Raw genomic sequence first — 14,825 nt, forward strand, 5'->3', positions numbered from 1 at the left:
GGCTTAGCTCCTGACCTTGCCCTTGGCGTCATACTGCGGACTGGGCTGGCGCAGCGGCTTGTTCGCGCTCTCGAGCATGAGCGTGTCTTGCCACAGTTGCGTCATGTGATACCGGATCCAGACGTCCTCTCCGTAAGTGCAACCGACCCGCATCTGCAATTTAAATTCAAACAACCTGTCGTCGGGATTGCGGAACCAGCGCAATTCGATGCGGCTGCACCTGTTGCCGAAATGGGACTGGTGATGCGTGATGCTGCCGTTCCTGCCGAAGGCGTTCAGCGCGAATGCGTGCAGGAGCGCGTAGCGCCCGTCGCTGTCCTTGGCGCCCACTCCCGCGACCACTTCCCAGGCCTGGCAGCCGGTCATGTACTCGGTGGCGTCGTACCAGTTGCCGTCGGCCGGCACGGCCAGCTCGCCGCGGCGCCCGACCCGCGCGTGGCAGGCAACAGTGCCGGCCACGTCGAGCTCGTGCTGCGGATCGCACTGGCGGATGCCCACGGCCGCGCGCTGTATTCCGTCCGCGCTGGTCTGGCTGGCCAGCGTCAGCAGCGCCTGGTTCTTCTCGTCTTGAAAGCTGAGGTGATTGCTTCCCTTGTCCAGCCCGGCCGACCACAGCACGTTGCCCGTGCTGATGTCGCGGTAAAAGCTGAGCAGCTTTCCGTCCTGCACCTGGGCCACCTTGAAGCCGGCTTCCGGGGTCTTCTCGAAACCCTCGTCGAGCATATTGAGCATCGATTCGATGAGGTCGCCGAAATCGACTTCGGTCGGCATTTTTCCCTGCGCGAAGCGCTCCTTGAGCATGCTGCGGCGGCGTCGGGTCATGTTGGTTCTCCTCGTGGAATAATGAAGGTCGATCCGACGCGCAATTCGTCGATACCGATCGGCTTCGGATGGTTGATGGTCGCCTTGCCGTCCACGACGATCCAATGCTGGTGCATGGGCACGGCGATGCTCCAGGGATAGCTCGGATAGATGGTTTTTTCAGTCGCATGCTTGGCGTTGTCGCGCATCGCATAGAGCAGCTCGGCCGGTTCGCCCACCGGGGCGATTTGCAGCAGCGACACACCGCTCACTTCCTCCACCACGTCGAGTTCGAGCAAGAACGAGACCACGTCGTGCTGACGCAGCGTCCAGCCGAAATGCTGGGAAATGCCGCTCGCGTTCCACGGCGAAAGGTAGTCGCACAGGGCCTGGTTGATGCGCTCGCTCAAATGGCCGCTGCTGAGCTGCGAGCGCAGTTTGACGGTGCAGCGCACCTGGATCAGCTCGTAGACCGGATTCTCGACGCTGATGATGGTGTCGGGCGAGGCGTAGCGCCGCACGTACTGCGCGATCTCGCCGATCAGGTGGCCGCTCAGCGTGGGCCGCTGGTTGATGTGGCCGTTGCCGTTCAGATGGGGAATGGCGACGATCAGGATATGGCCGGGGCGCAGACGCCGCGCGGGATCGTCGGCCGAGACCATATTCGGAAAGCACTTGACCTTGTACACTTGCGGGAACTGCTCGAGGATCAGCAGCTCGAAGTCGGCGGCCGTGAGTGCCCGGTTCTTGTGGCGCAGGCGCTCGCTGGCGCGCACGCGGAACTGCAATGCGCTTTCGGCGGCTTTGCCGTCGAACGAGCGGCGAATCTGGTGGATGCTGTCGACGCCGGCGATATTGCTGCGGCTTTTCGTGATGCGCTTGCCCGGCAACACCGGCTCCGCCTTTTTCCCTTGATCGGGCTGCCAGGTGACCTTGATGGCCTGGGCGTAGACCGCATACAAGCTGCAAAAATTGGCCACGCCCCGGTCGGCGGACACGCGCAGCCAGAATTTACCGGCGGGCATGACCGTGTTCCCGGTGTCGATCTCTTCCGGCAACCTGATCAGTACGATGCCGCTGGTCATGAAGCCCTTGGTTGAGTCGTCGAGGATCTGGTTGGCGTCGATCCGGCGCCAGCGGTTGCCGCTCAGGTAAGACCAGGCCAGGCCGCTGTCGGCGTGCCGCTTGTCGGGCAGTGAATCCTCACGAAGGTAGAAATACAACGACAGGGTGCCGCGCAACTGCTTGCCTTCGATGCCGATGAACAGATAACCTGCGGCCTCGTAGATGGGGATCTGCGGGATGGTCCGGGTGTCGCCCAGGTACATGGTCTGGTGGCCCATCGGATGCAAATGAATGAAGCTGTCGAGCTGGGCCGGCTTGCTGGCGGTGCGCTTCCTTTCAAAGTCGATGGTCGCCACCGCCTTGTAGTTCAGCGCGATGCGCCCGATCTGTGGCGTGTAGGGCGGATTGGGCAGCGGGGCCATCAGCTGCGGCTTCTTCACGCGGGCGTTATGGGTCAGCACGCGCGAGAGCAGCGCCGGATAGGCCTGGTGGCCGAACGCGCCATCGGGACTTTCCAGCGTGAGCTTGAACAAGCCATTCATGCTCGCCGAACTGTAGCGAAAACCCGGCTCGCCTTCCCGGGGAAAGCCCGCCAGCGGTTTGTAGAATTGCACGGTCGGCTGAAAGCTGACGCAGCTCTCGCTGCTGGTCAGGTTGCTCGGGCTGCCGTCCGATTGGACCTCGTAGCGAAACAGGCTGGCCTCGCCCCCTGCCCTGACCCATTTGCCGTCGGCCAGCACGGCCAGGCTGGCGCGCACATCGCCGCTTTTGAGGGGCGCATCGTAAGCGCGATAGTGGCCCGCGAATCCGCCCAGACCCGGCGGCAGGTCGTTCCATTCGATGTCGATCGACACATCGCGCAACTGCTTGTACAGAATTTCCTCGCAGCCCACGATGAGGTAGGAGCCCAGCGCCGGCAAGGGACCGAAGGGCATGAACGGCGACGAGGCGCTCAGCTGGCCGATCTGGTTATGCAGCAGCAGCTGGCGCACGGCGCGCACCTCGACCTCGATTCGGATGTCCTGCAAAAACCATTGCGACAAAATGTCGTAGGGGTAGCTGTATTCATTTTGCGTCATCTCGAAGCGCAGCACCGGCAGCTCGGTGTCGTATCCCCCGCCATGCAGCGCGGGCTGGTAGCTGGTGATGGGCGGCGCGCCGGCCGGCAGCACGAATTGGATCGACAGGCAGTCTTTGTCCAGGCTGGCGTTCAAGCCCTGGTATTCGGGACGGTATTCGCTCACCTGGTGCCAGCCGTCGGCCGTGGTCAAGGCCACGCGAAACATGGCGCGAAACAGTTTGACGAACACGTCGCTCGCGCGCACCGCGCTGGCCGGCCGCTCGTCGCTGCGGTGGTCCTGCTGCAATTTGGTGACGACAGCGCGCAGGCTGTCTTCGATCGGATGGCGGCGCGCCGCAGATACGGACCTGGCCGCCATGTCCTGGTCCGGGCCAGGTGCCGGCCCGGTCGCCAACCCGTCCGCTTCGGACGCGGCCACCGGATCGCGGTATTGGAACAGCACGCGCACGCTGCGCTCACCCTCGCGCATGAGCAATACCCGCGAAGCCAGGGCGAAACCGAAGCGCGCCGGTGCGCCGCCGTGCTGCGCCTCGCCCGGCTTTGGCGCCCCCAGCAAGGGCACCGGCGTGAGCTTCTGGTGCTCGCTCTCATCGCCGTCCAGGCGCAGCAATTCGACCTCGCGCGCGTAGCAGCCGGTGGTGCTGTATGCCACCCTGCCCTTGGCGCCGGGCACGGCATTGCGCTGGCGTTCGAAATACAAGGTGTGCAGGGCCTCCACATGGGCGTCGTTGAGCGTGGCGGCGCATTCGGTGGCATAGATAATGTCGCGCTGCGCGTCGTCCACACCGGCAATGAACTCGGTGCCGGCGTCGATGTGGATCTGGCGCGCCGAGGCCGTCGGCCGGATCACCAGGAAGGCGCTGTCGGCCTTCTGCTCCTGGGCACGCATGCCGAGCACGCGCTCAAAGTAAAAGTCGATGCGCTTGTCGCCGAAACGGTTCAGGCGCTGTTGCAATTGCTGGAACAGGCGCACGAAGCCGATCAGGAGGCTGGCGCCCGGATCGTGCGACTCGCTCAGCAGCGAAGCGGGCAGCATGGCGCGTATGCCGTTTTGCAGCATCCGCACCGCTTGCGTGAACGTATGGAAATTGTGGCGGATGTCGCTGGGACCGAAGGGCGTCGGCTCCGCCTCGTCCGCACCGCCTTGCGTGACCTGCGGCACATCGGTCAGCGCCATGAATTGCGGCCCGAAGACTTGCTGCGCGCCGATGAAGGAGGCCGGCGCGTGCTTGAGCAGTATCCGCATTTCGCGCTTCAATCCGCTCAGTATGCCTTCGAGCAGTTGCCGCACTTCGCGCCCGCCCTCTCCGGGCAAGGTGCTGACCGTGCTCATCCACACATCCAGCGTGCGCGCCACCAGCAGCGGCGAATCGAGGCGGTCGCGGTAGCTGCCGTGCAAGCCGCGCAGCGCGTCGATCCCGAACCAGGCGCTGTAGTCGGGCGCGGCCAGCAGGCGCTGCTCGAAGCCGTTCAGCATGGCGCTGGTGTCGATGGCCAGTACCGAGGCCATGAAGATGGTTTCGTCGGCGCTGAAAAACTGCTGCCAATGACCTTCCGGCGCCATGTTCAGCTTATAGAACCGGACCACGCGCGCATACTCGGTGGCCAGCGCGAGCAGCTGCTCGAACGTCATTTCGTCCGGCTGGAAATAATTGCCGCACAGCGCAGGCGGACGCCGATGCTGCTGGTCGCGCCCGTCGCTGACGATCAGTCGAAATTTCTCCGTCATCACGGCCACCGCTTAGAGTTGGACATCGCTACCCTCCAGGCAGTAGAAGGGATAGACGATGTTGTGACGGGTGTTGGTGCTGATGATGGTGTAGTCGATCGAGAAATTGAGGCGTCCTTCCGGGGCCAGCGTGGTATCGGCGGAGATCGCCTCGACCACCACGCGCGGCTCAAAAAACAGGATCGCGCGCCCGATCGCATCCTTCAGGATCGTCACGGTCGTCTCGTTGATGCTCTCGTAGACCTGCTGTTTGAGGCCGGCGCCGAAAGCCGGCCGCATGACGCGCTCGCCGGCGGCCGTGCCCAGCACGATGTGCAAGCTCTGGCGGATGTCTTCCTCAGCGCTGACCATGCGCACTCCCGCGCGGATCGAGAATTCGGGCGGGAAACTCCAGCCCGTGCCCAGGAAGGAAATATCGGCCTCCATCGGTCGCCCCGGCATGCTAGCCGCCCACCATGACGGTCGGCAGGCCCAGCACCACGCTGCCGCCGTGCGCGGTGGTGTCGCCCATGCGCGCGGCGGGCTTGCCGCCGATCATGACGGTGGCGCTGCCCTTGACGATCGAATCCGGCGGGCCGACGCACACGCACATGTCGCCCACCACGGCCGCCGGCAAGGCGCCGATCAGCACGGTCGGCACGCAAGGCCCGGAAATCGGGCCGCCCACGTGGGGAATCGGCGGCAACCCCGGCGTGACCATGGGGCACACGTGCATATCGGTGATACGGGCTGCGGGTGGCATCGGCGTCGTCCTGTTTCAGTTGATCATGACCAGCGCACCCTTGACGGTGGTCTGGCCGGTTGCCGACAATTCGGCCGTGGCGGCGCCCTTGGCGACAAAGCCGACGTTGGCGTTATTGTTGATGTTCAGTGCGCTCACCTTGACGTCGGTCTGGGCCGCCACCTCGACGTTCTGCACGGCCGAGATGGCCACCTTGCCGGCCGCCTTGATGGTGACGTCCTTGGGGCTGTCGAGCAGGATGCCGCCGGGACTGAGCTCGACCTTGTTGCCGTTCTGGTCTTGCAGCAAGATCGACTTGGCATCGTCACTGATCACGACCTTGTTGCTGGCCGGCGTGATGAAGGTGATGACTTTTTTCTCGTCGTCGAATTCCATCTTGAGCTTGCTGCGCGTGACCAGCGCCTTGAAATTATTCTCAGCCGTCAATTCGTAGGGCGGCACATGCTTGCTGCTGTATAAGCTGCCCAGGATGACCGGGCAAGAAGGATCGTTGTTGAAGAATCCCAGGATGACTTCGTCGCCGACTTCCGGCACGACGAAGGCGCCGAAGCCGGCCGAGCCGTAAAAGGTCGACAGGCGCGCCCACACGCCGGCCGTGGCCGCCTTCATCAGGGGCAGCGACACCTGGATCTTGTACTGGCCTTCGGGATCGGCATCAAGCTTCATGACCAGGCCGATGTGCAGGCCGGCGATGCCGGCGGTCCAGCCCGCCGCCTCGGGCGCATGCAGCTGGTGCTCGTCGGCGAACCAGTAACTGGGCATGCCGAACTCGACCTCGGTGGTCCAGTTGCCCTGCTCCAGGCGATGAACCACGTTGCTGGCGATGACGTTGCCGTTGAAATGCGCGCCCACGCCGGCCAGGGTCAGCAGCACGCCGGGCTTGGCCAGCGCGCTGCCCTGGAACTTCATGCGCCCGCGGATGCGCGCCAGCGCCGCCTTGGTTTGCTGGGCGCCGGTCCAGGCCGCCAGGGCCGCGCTGTCGAGGGACGCGGCCGTTTGCAGGCCGAAGTCACCGGCGCCCAGCACGCCGGCCAGGGTGGCCGAGCTCAGGTCGCCCTGGCCCGTCAGGGCCTGCGGCTTGGCGGTCTTCTGCACCACGGCCAGGGTCGCCAGGTCCCAGCTGGTGGCGGTGACCGAGGCCAGTTGCCAGCGCGCGTCGAGCTCGGCCTGGAACTCCATCAAGTCGGCGCCGTAGGTGACCGTCAGCACGGGCGAGCCGCTGGCCACGGGCGCGGCCACCGTGATCTTGCCGGCGTCGACCGTCACCAGCATGCCGTTCACTTCGGCGCGCGCGAGCATGTAATCCCAGTCGCTCACGTAGTACTGCACCAGTTCCTTGTAGGTGACGCTGGTGCTGTCGACGGCGCCGCTCAGGCCCGCGTGGGCGCCGATCAGGGCCGCGATGATTTGATGGTCGGTCTTGTCGACATAGTTCGCATTCTTGCGCCCGACCGTCATGGCCAGCGCCTTGTCGCGGCACTCGATGATCAGGCGCGCATAGTTCTCACCGGTGATCTTGACGCTGTGGCGCACCACCACGCCGGTGTAGATGGGCTTGACGGTCAAGCCATAGCCGGCGCTGATGACGACCTCGGTGCCCGGCTTGAAGTTGCCCTGGTCGGCCACCGGAAAGGCCGCGTTCGGCATATCGCCGTCGAGCACGGTGATCGTGGCCGACGGAATGCGGTTGGTGCTGTGATTCGTCTCGATCGACACCACTTGGACGATATCGGGCAGCGGCGCACCATCACAGGTGATGGTGAAGCTGAGGACGCCGTCGCTGCCGGTCATCGGTGAGGTGGCCATGAGGTGCTTTCGGTAGTCAGTTAAAAACGCGCTTCAGAACAGCGGCGGAAAGCGCAAGCTCATGCCCGGCTCCAACTGGCGCGGCAAGGTCAAGCCGTTGACGCGCGCCACCTCCAGGTGATACAGCGGATCGCGATAGATGCGCTCGCACAGCAGGGGCAAAGTGTCGCCCGCCTTGACCAGCACCAGGTGGGTCAGGTCCGGCGAGCTGGCGCTCTTTTGCTTGACCTCTTCGGCCGCGCTTTGGTATTCGACGAAACTGAGCGAGGTCTTGGCACGCAGCGGTTCGCCGTTTGGCGCGAACAGGGTGTACTCGAATTTCAAGCTCTCGGCCCGGCCGTAGAACATCAGGCTGCCCCACACCACCTGCACGATGGGCGTCTCGTGCTTGGTCCCCACATACGCGTAGACCGTGTTGCGCAGACTCTCGACTTGCTGCTTGACAGGCAGCTTGCTGCCCGGGACGGCGCCCGTGCCATCGAGCACCAGGGCCTTGAGGCTCAGCTTTTCCGGCTGAACGGCATGGAACTTGGCCTCGTCGCCGGACTGCCCCAGGCTCTCGTTCTTGCTATAACGGACCGAGCACTCATGGTCGTAGCCCGACGGATTGATCAGCGCCTTGAACACCGGACGCGATCCGTCGACACTGATCTTGCCGCTCTTCGACACCGAGCAGCCGGAAATTTTGAGCAGTGCTTTCTCGCCGGCCATGACTAGCGCTCCCCGCGCTCGCGCAGCAGGCTCGTCACCAGCTGGCGGCATTCGCGCAGCAGGGCTTCGCGCTGGGCCTGGGTAAACGGCACGATGTTCTTGCCGCCCTCGGCGGGACGGTCGACGATGGTGCTCTTGATCACCAACTCCCTGATTTCTATCGACATCGCGATCTCCGGTTTATGCCCTGCGCTGAGAATAGGAGTACGCCAGGCTGATCTTCTCAACGGCGACTTCGTTTTTGGTGGAACTAAACGGGTCGACGCTCCACTTGAGCGGATAGGCGTCGTTGAACTGCCACACGCGCAGCACCTGGCCATTCGCGCCGGTGAGCTTGACGATGACCGTTTGCAGCGCGATCATCGTGGCGAACTCGCCCTCGAGCGTGCTCTTGCACCATGCCGCCAGCGGCGAACTCATTCTGGCGATGCCCCGCTTGAGCTCCAGTTGCCCATGCTTGACCTGCTTGGGCAACTGGTGGACAAAGCGGTTCTCGCCGCCCTCGACCACCGCTTCGGTCTCGAACTCGGTGCTGATCCCCGACACCTCGGAAAACGCGGTGTCGTCGATCTTGCTGCCGTTGCCGATGCTGACGGCAAAATAGAACGCTGGCGGCGGATAGCCGCGCTCTAGATATTCGTTCTCGAAATAGTCGCTGGAGGCTTGATCTTTCATGGCTCAGCCCTTACTTCGTTTCAATCGTCAGACCTTCGTGCACGATCTCAATGGTCTCGATCGCCACTTCATTGCCCTCGGACTTCAGATCGGTGCCCGAGATCTTGGTCGGCCAGGCGTTCGTCAACGTCCAGACCATGACGGCGGAGCCAGCCTGGTCAAGCAAGCTGATGATGACGGGCACGCGCTTGATCGTGTTCATCTCGATCTGCTTGAGCCAGTCCCAGAACTTGTTGTCGCCCTTGAACACGCCTTTTTTCATGGTGACATTGCCGTACTTCTTCATGCCCGGCATCTTGATCACCGAGAATTGCTTGCTGTTCCCGTGGCGATACTTGATTTCCTCGGACTGGACATCCAGTCCCGAGACCTCCTGGAAGGCGATTTCATTGCCGCCCCATGTGACGCTGAAGAAGAACTTCGGCATCGGCCATACGGTCTCCGATTGTTTCGATCCATCATCTGCCATAACAAACTCCTCAATGAATTAGTGAGTGAAAAACGGGTCAGGACTTCTGCATTTGCTGCTGGAAGGTGATCTCGATGAATTCCGCCGGGCGGCTCAGCGCGACCAGGATCGTCACACGCAGGATGCCTTCGAGGATGTCCTCCGGCGTCATGGTCGCGCCCAGGCCGACGCTGACGTTGAACGCATCTTCGGCGCTGGCGCCGGCCAGGCCGCCGCGCTTCCAGACGCTGGTCAGGAAATTGTCGGCCATGCCCTTGATCGTGACCCAGGTGCCGCTCACGTTCGGCTCGAACACATAGGCCTTGGTGGCCAGGCGCAGCGATTCCTCGATCATGATCATGGTGCGGCGCACGTTGATGTAGCGCCAGTCCAGGCTATTGCCGTCCAGGGTACGCGCGCCCCACACCAGGGTGCCCTCGCCGATGAAGGTGCGGATGGCGTTGATCGACTTGCCGGCGGTGGTGACGTTCAAGTCTTCCTGCTCGTCGTGGGTGATGTTGACGGCCGGCGAAATGACCGAGGCCAGGCTGACGTTGGCCGGCGCCTTCCACACGCCGCGCGCATTGTCGACCATGGTGTAGACGCCCGCCATGGCGGCGGCCGGCGGCAGCAGGTTCAGCTTGCGCTTGATCGCCAGCAGGATATTGGCGTAGACGGGGCTGACCGAGAACAGAATCTTGTGCAGCTCGTCGTCCGACAGATAGGTCTTGAGCGTGCGGTCGCGATCCGGATCGCCCACTTGCGCGAGGATTTGCTGGAAGTCGGCCGGCGCGTTCGGCCCGGCCGCCTGCAGCAGCAGATCCTTGACCGCCTTCAGGTCGACAAAATTGCCAAAGCCGGTGTCGGTGGTCTGCACGATCGAGGTGTTGAGCCACGGGTAGTAGGCGGCCGAGAAATTGAGGAAGTTCGTGCCCAGGTCGCCGCGGAAGGCCACCACCGGGTCGCCTGCGGGATCGGTGCGCTCGCGGTAGCCGTCATGCACGTCGAGGATGGCAAAGCGGTTCTTCATTTGCGAGCCGCAATGCATCAGGCTGTACTGCTGCAGGGCGATGCAGTCGCCTTCGGACAGCGACATCGCGTCCGGCACCACGACCATCGTCGGCTCCTGTTCCTTGCGCAGCAAGTCGATGCCATCCTGCAGGGCCGGCTTCTCGGCGCCGGTGGCGCTGAAGGTGCCGACCGAGACGATGTAGCAGGCACCGCCACCGTTTTGGAAGAACAGCTGCATGCTGTGGTAGAGGTAGTAGCGGAAGGTGTCGGGCTTGTCGTTCTCGCGCTGCAGGAAGTACTCGTCGCTGCCGATCTTGAAGTCGCCCGGCGTGTCGCCATCCTTCTTGGGCACGATGGTGAACTTGTCGTCCGGGGCGCCGCCGAAGTAATTGATAAATTCCGTCAGCGACGTGATGCGCCACGGTTTGCGGTGCAAGCTCGTGCCCTTGTTGTCGGCTATCCGGGTATAGCCGACAAATGCCGGAACCGCAGTGGCGACTTCCACCACCGAATTCGGGAAAGCATTTTTCTCAACGATATAGACACCCGGGGTTTTATACGCGCCAGCCATAGTGTTTCCTTTGAAAATTATTGATGAATGTAGATTTCCGCGACGATCATGGAGCGGCCGTCGCGCCCTCGCTCTTTGCCTAGCTTTTCCATGTTGGCGTTAGGTAAACGCCTGATCAGCACCTTCCCTGCGCCCCCCTCTTCCCGCAACTGCAAGCGTTGCTGCGGTAGTCTTTGCATCGGAAGCGGCCCTTCCGATGTGTACGCGGTCCCGTCTTCGGTGGCCGGCATGGCCGACGCCGCAAAGCCGATGCCCCGGTCGCCGTCAGGCGCATCGAGGTCGACGATGCTGAGTTTTTTGCCCGCCAGGTTGCCGGTGAAAAAATACTTCCAGTGGATTTTTTTCGACGCCAGCGCGATACGGTAGGTCTTATGCCCGGTGTCGCCGCGCGCCCCCTGCCGGTGATCGATCTCGACCGACAACAGCGGCTGGCGCGCGGCGCCCGAACCGGCCAGGGTTTCGGCCCGCAGCAACTCGTCTCCACCGTTGCTGACATAGCGCAGCGGCGGCGCCACCGGCCAGTCGGTGCAATACTGCAACTGCGGATCGCAACTGAACACCGCGAAGGCCAGCGGCAGCAATGCGTCCGACGCCGGCAGCGCCCGCTCCTCGCGCCACAGCTCGGCGCCGTGCGGCGTATGGCGCAGCAGCAGGCCTTCGCGCTCCATCAACGCCGCGCAAGCGGCGCTGGGCACGAAGCGCATATTGCCTGGCATATCGGCCAGGTATTCATGGCTGATCACCAGCGTGAACAGGCGAAGGTAGCGAGACATGGCCGGCTCACCTTGCCACGCCGTGGCGCTGGTCGGTGATCACCGGCACCTGGCCGGTGAGCGCCCTGGCGTCGATCGTCATCATGCGCACCTTGTAATACATCGACGGCAGATAGCGGCCGCCCAGCAGACTCCACAGATTGTTCAGTTCGGCAATCGGCAGGTTTTCGATGTCCAGCGCGAGGCGCTCGATGCGCTCGTCCAGTCCTGGACTGTTGTGCTGGTCGAACACCGGGTGCTGCTGAAAAAAGGCGATCGCATGCGAAATGTACTTGAGCGCCTCGCTGTAATTGCCGGCGCCGAAATTGGCCGACATCATCAGATACAGGTTCACGAACAGCGGCGCGCTGTATTGCAAGACCCGCTCGTCACGGCCGCGCGCCTCCGCATTGGCACGGAAAGGCAGCGTGTCTTTTTCGATGTTCATCAGTGTTAACACCAGCTTATTGGTGGCGTTTGGCGCCACGCTACCGTCGAGTTCGATCAGGTTGGACACCACGACCACGTCCTCGACTAACTGGAAATTGCTCTTGAATTGCTGGTTCAATTGAAAGGCAAGATGCCCGATTGCCGCGCCGATCATATCGCCCTCCCCTTGCTGTGCCAGGTAGCCACCTTAGCCCCGCTGCCGGTTGGTCAAAAGTATCTTTACCGTTACACGGGCAGTTACGCAGCTGGACGTTACGTGCTGTTACTTCACGCGCCAGCCAAGCCTCCCTATGCTGTCTACATGGCATGGGTTGGCCGCTTCAGTGGCGCAGACCGTCGAACGAACCGGGATGGAGGGGTGGATGAGCGATGGTCTTTTCGTCGGGCGCGAGGCGGAACTGGGCACACTGCACGCCCTGCAGCAGGAAACGATGGCCGGCGCCGGACGGACCGCTTTCATCGCCGGCGAAGCCGGGTCGGGCAAGAGCGCGCTGCTCGAGGAATTCGTGCGCCAGGTGCAGCTGCGGCATGAGTCCGTGACCGTGGTCCTGGGGCGCAGCAATGCGCAAACGGGGATGGGCGAGGCCTATCTGCCATTCATGGAAATCCTGGGGCTGCTGGCCGGCATGGCAAGCAGCAAGCAAAACGCGCTGTCCGACAACAACGCGACAAGGCTGGGAAAGGTGGCCCGCAGTTCGGCAAAAATACTGCTCGACTTCGCCCCCGACATCATCGCCGCCTTCGTTCCAGGCGCTTCCCTGCTCTCCAGGATCGGCCAGTCGATTGTCAAGGAAACCGGCGCGCTGGCCCTGCTGGATAGCGCGTCGGGGGCGCAGCAGAGCGCACTTCCAAGCGAACTGAACTCGCAAAAGATCTACCAGCAATTTACCGACCTGCTCGCCAATGTATCGCGCCAGACCCCGCTGATCGTCATACTCGACGACATGCACTGGACAGACGCGGCTTCGATCAATCTGTTCTCCCATCTGAGCGTCAAGCTGCGCGACAGCCCGGTCCTGCTGCTGGGCACCTACCGCGGCAACGACCTGGCGGTCAACCGCGGCGACGCGCGCCATCCCCTGATCCCTGCGCTCAATGAAATCAAGCGCCTGTACGGCGATATCGTGATTGACCTGGAAGCGATCGACCAACAGGCGCGACGCGGTTTCATCGACACCCTGATCGATGCGCAAGCGAACCGGCTGGACGAGCAGTTCCGCCTTCGGCTTTTTTCCCATACCAACGGACACCCGCTATTTACCGTGGAATTGCTCCAATCGTTCAAGGAAAACGGCAATCTGCGCACCGATGCCGATGGCTGCTGGATCCAGGGCGAGCAACTCGACTGGGCCGTCCTGCCGCCCCGCCTCGAAGGCGTGATCGAAGAACGCATCGGGCGCGTGGCGGAGCCGATGCGCGACGTGCTGGTCGCCAGCAGCATCGAAGGGCTGAACTTTACCGCGCAAATCGTCGCTCAATTGCAAGACATGAGCGAGCGCGACGTCCTCAAATGCCTGTCCCAGGAACTGGACAAGCGGCATCGCCTGGTCAAGGAAGGACTGACCGAGAAGGTCGGCAAGAACTGGCTCTCCCAATTCAGCTTTTCGCACGTGCTGTTCCAGCAGTACCTGTACAAGGAGCTGCCCGAACGCCAGCGCATGCTTCTGCATGGCGAGGTGGCCCGCCTGCTGGAAAATCTCTACCGCGACCAGCGCGACGCCGCACTGCTGCACCTGGCGCGCCATTACGATCTCGCCGACGAGCCCGGACAGGCGGCGGCATGCCTGATCCGCGCCAGCGGGCTGGCCATGCGCCTGGGCGCCTACGATGAGGCCAGGCTGCAACTGCTGCATACCATGGAATTGCTGGCGAAACTGCCGCCCGACGATACGCGCGATCACCTCGAACTGGATGCCCAGGTGGCGCTGAGCGCCTTGTACCGCGCCATCAGCGGTTGGGACTCGCCGGAAGTGACGGCGGCGTCCTACCGTGCCCGCGAGTTGTGCAACAGTCCGCAGCTGCAGCACCGGCTTGCCCCTATCCTGTTCGGTCTGTGGACCATCCACCTCATCCGCCTCGAATTACCGCAAGCCTTGCTCATGGCCAGGGAGGTCCACGCGCTGGCGGAGCAGTCGCGCAATGCCGACTTGCTGTTGCACGCCAACTTCGCGCTGGCGAACACCTTGTTCTGGATGGGCCGGCTGCCCGCTGCCATGGAGGCCCTCACCGAAGCAAGCCAGCTATGCGTGCAGGAGCGCGACTACATTGTCGACTTCGGCCAGGACCCCGGCGTGCTCACGCTCATATTCCTGGGCTTCTGCGCCTGCCTGCTCGGCGCGCCGGAACAGGCGCTGCAGTACCGCGCGCAGCTGATGGCGCGGGCCGAGCAATTGGCCCACCACTTCACGCTCGCCATCGCGCTCTACGGCGCGGCCACCATCGACTACCACCTGCAAGATCTGGTGGCGATGCGCGCCCATACCGACCGCCTGCTGCAAGTGTGCCGTGAATACCATTTTCCCATCTACCTGGGCCTGGCCATGGTGTATGAGGGATGGCTGTCCGCCATGACAGGCGACGCGACGGCGGCGATCCGGCAGATGGAAGAAGGCTACACCAAATGGATCTGCAAGGACGGCGGCAGGACCACCCACTCGCTGTACTGCGTGATGCTGGCCGAAGCCTTGATCCGCGCCGGCCAGCCGGAACAAGCGCTGGCAAGCGTCGACCGGGGCCTGGCCGTGGCGCACGAATGCACGGAGCACTGCTACGTTCCAGAGCTGCACCGCCTGCGCGCCGAACTGCTGGCCGACCAAGGTGCGCCCCCGGAGGAGGTTGAAGACGCCTACCGCCAGGCGATTGAAATCAGTCGGGCACAAGAACAACCGGGTTTCACGGCGCGGGCCACGGACAGCCTCGCCCGCTACGCGCAAGACAGGGCCGCGCTCGGACCGTGAGCGCGTTTTACACCTATACCAAGGAG

General features: G+C 63.2%; 13 protein-coding genes. 1 reads left to right on the forward strand and 12 read right to left on the reverse strand.

All coding sequences use genetic code 11. The features are described from left to right. Positions 1-3: 3 nt before the first annotated feature. Genes GM676_RS01805 through GM676_RS01860 form a run of 12 tightly spaced genes read right to left on the reverse strand, consistent with a single transcriptional unit; the run spans position 4 to position 11,996 of the window. Positions 4-822, reverse strand: coding sequence for a hypothetical protein (locus GM676_RS01805; protein WP_155461656.1), 819 nt, complete (start codon positions 820-822; stop codon positions 4-6). Further along, positions 819-4,676, reverse strand: a complete 3,858-nt coding sequence (locus GM676_RS01810; RefSeq protein ID WP_155461657.1) for a baseplate J/gp47 family protein — start codon at positions 4,674-4,676, stop codon at positions 819-821. Before GM676_RS01810 ends, GM676_RS01805 begins: the two co-directional genes overlap by 4 nt. A 12-nt stretch (positions 4,677-4,688) precedes the next feature. Further along, positions 4,689-5,117, reverse strand: coding sequence for a GPW/gp25 family protein (locus GM676_RS01815; RefSeq protein ID WP_229262478.1), 429 nt, complete (start codon positions 5,115-5,117; stop codon positions 4,689-4,691). 1 nt (position 5,118) lies between these two features. Beyond that, entirely contained in the window at positions 5,119-5,418 is a 300-nt protein-coding gene (locus GM676_RS01820) for a PAAR domain-containing protein (protein ID WP_155461658.1), read from the reverse strand. Positions 5,419-5,433: 15 nt separating this feature from the next. After that, the gene (vgrG, locus tag GM676_RS01825; RefSeq protein WP_155461659.1) at positions 5,434-7,224 is read right to left on the reverse strand and encodes a type VI secretion system tip protein VgrG; all 1,791 of its coding nucleotides are present in this window, start codon (positions 7,222-7,224) and stop codon (positions 5,434-5,436) included. A gap of 33 nt (positions 7,225-7,257) precedes the next feature. Then, a complete protein-coding gene (locus GM676_RS01830; RefSeq protein ID WP_155461660.1) occupies positions 7,258-7,935 on the reverse strand; it encodes a CIS tube protein in 678 nt (225 codons plus the stop codon). 2 nt (positions 7,936-7,937) lie between these two features. Next, positions 7,938-8,102 carry a DUF5908 family protein gene (locus GM676_RS01835; protein WP_155461661.1) on the reverse strand — a complete coding sequence of 55 codons (165 nt, stop codon included), beginning with the start codon at positions 8,100-8,102 and terminating at the stop codon, positions 7,938-7,940. A 13-nt stretch (positions 8,103-8,115) separates the two neighbouring features. Next, positions 8,116-8,610, reverse strand: coding sequence for a phage tail protein (locus GM676_RS01840; RefSeq protein ID WP_155461662.1), 495 nt, complete (start codon positions 8,608-8,610; stop codon positions 8,116-8,118). A 10-nt stretch (positions 8,611-8,620) separates the two neighbouring features. Beyond that, the gene (locus tag GM676_RS01845) at positions 8,621-9,079 is read right to left on the reverse strand and encodes a phage tail protein (protein WP_155461663.1); all 459 of its coding nucleotides are present in this window, start codon (positions 9,077-9,079) and stop codon (positions 8,621-8,623) included. Between the two features lie 37 nt (positions 9,080-9,116). Then, positions 9,117-10,640 carry a phage tail sheath family protein gene (locus tag GM676_RS01850; RefSeq protein ID WP_155461664.1) on the reverse strand — a complete coding sequence of 508 codons (1,524 nt, stop codon included), beginning with the start codon at positions 10,638-10,640 and terminating at the stop codon, positions 9,117-9,119. Positions 10,641-10,657: 17 nt separating this feature from the next. Next, positions 10,658-11,413, reverse strand: a complete 756-nt coding sequence (locus GM676_RS01855) for a hypothetical protein (RefSeq protein ID WP_155461665.1) — start codon at positions 11,411-11,413, stop codon at positions 10,658-10,660. Positions 11,414-11,420: 7 nt separating this feature from the next. Then, positions 11,421-11,996, reverse strand: a complete 576-nt coding sequence (locus tag GM676_RS01860; RefSeq protein ID WP_155461666.1) for a Pvc16 family protein — start codon at positions 11,994-11,996, stop codon at positions 11,421-11,423. Between the two features lie 208 nt (positions 11,997-12,204). Here GM676_RS01860 and GM676_RS01865 point away from each other — a divergent pair, with 208 nt between their 5' ends. Continuing rightward, entirely contained in the window at positions 12,205-14,799 is a 2,595-nt protein-coding gene (locus GM676_RS01865) for an ATP-binding protein (RefSeq protein ID WP_170304189.1), read from the forward strand. Positions 14,800-14,825 lie beyond the last annotated feature (26 nt).

The organism is Duganella radicis (assembly GCF_009720825.1).
Lineage (GTDB): Bacteria > Pseudomonadota > Gammaproteobacteria > Burkholderiales > Burkholderiaceae_D > Rugamonas > Rugamonas radicis.

Excerpts from the sequence above, each read along its gene's own strand:
- GM676_RS01805 (WP_155461656.1), bottom strand. The coding sequence starts at position 822 with ATGACCCGACGCCGCCGCAGCATGCTCAAGGAGCGCTTCGCGCAGGGA.
- GM676_RS01810 (WP_155461657.1), bottom strand. The coding sequence starts at position 4,676 with ATGACGGAGAAATTTCGACTGATCGTCAGCGACGGGCGCGACCAGCAG.
- GM676_RS01815 (WP_229262478.1), bottom strand. The coding sequence starts at position 5,117 with ATGCCGGGGCGACCGATGGAGGCCGATATTTCCTTCCTGGGCACGGGC.
- GM676_RS01820 (WP_155461658.1), bottom strand. The coding sequence starts at position 5,418 with ATGCCACCCGCAGCCCGTATCACCGATATGCACGTGTGCCCCATGGTC.
- vgrG (WP_155461659.1), bottom strand. The coding sequence starts at position 7,224 with ATGGCCACCTCACCGATGACCGGCAGCGACGGCGTCCTCAGCTTCACC.
- GM676_RS01830 (WP_155461660.1), bottom strand. The coding sequence starts at position 7,935 with ATGGCCGGCGAGAAAGCACTGCTCAAAATTTCCGGCTGCTCGGTGTCG.
- GM676_RS01835 (WP_155461661.1), bottom strand. The coding sequence starts at position 8,102 with ATGTCGATAGAAATCAGGGAGTTGGTGATCAAGAGCACCATCGTCGAC.
- GM676_RS01840 (WP_155461662.1), bottom strand. The coding sequence starts at position 8,610 with ATGAAAGATCAAGCCTCCAGCGACTATTTCGAGAACGAATATCTAGAG.
- GM676_RS01845 (WP_155461663.1), bottom strand. The coding sequence starts at position 9,079 with ATGGCAGATGATGGATCGAAACAATCGGAGACCGTATGGCCGATGCCG.
- GM676_RS01850 (WP_155461664.1), bottom strand. The coding sequence starts at position 10,640 with ATGGCTGGCGCGTATAAAACCCCGGGTGTCTATATCGTTGAGAAAAAT.
- GM676_RS01855 (WP_155461665.1), bottom strand. The coding sequence starts at position 11,413 with ATGTCTCGCTACCTTCGCCTGTTCACGCTGGTGATCAGCCATGAATAC.
- GM676_RS01860 (WP_155461666.1), bottom strand. The coding sequence starts at position 11,996 with ATGATCGGCGCGGCAATCGGGCATCTTGCCTTTCAATTGAACCAGCAA.
- GM676_RS01865 (WP_170304189.1), top strand. The coding sequence starts at position 12,205 with ATGAGCGATGGTCTTTTCGTCGGGCGCGAGGCGGAACTGGGCACACTG.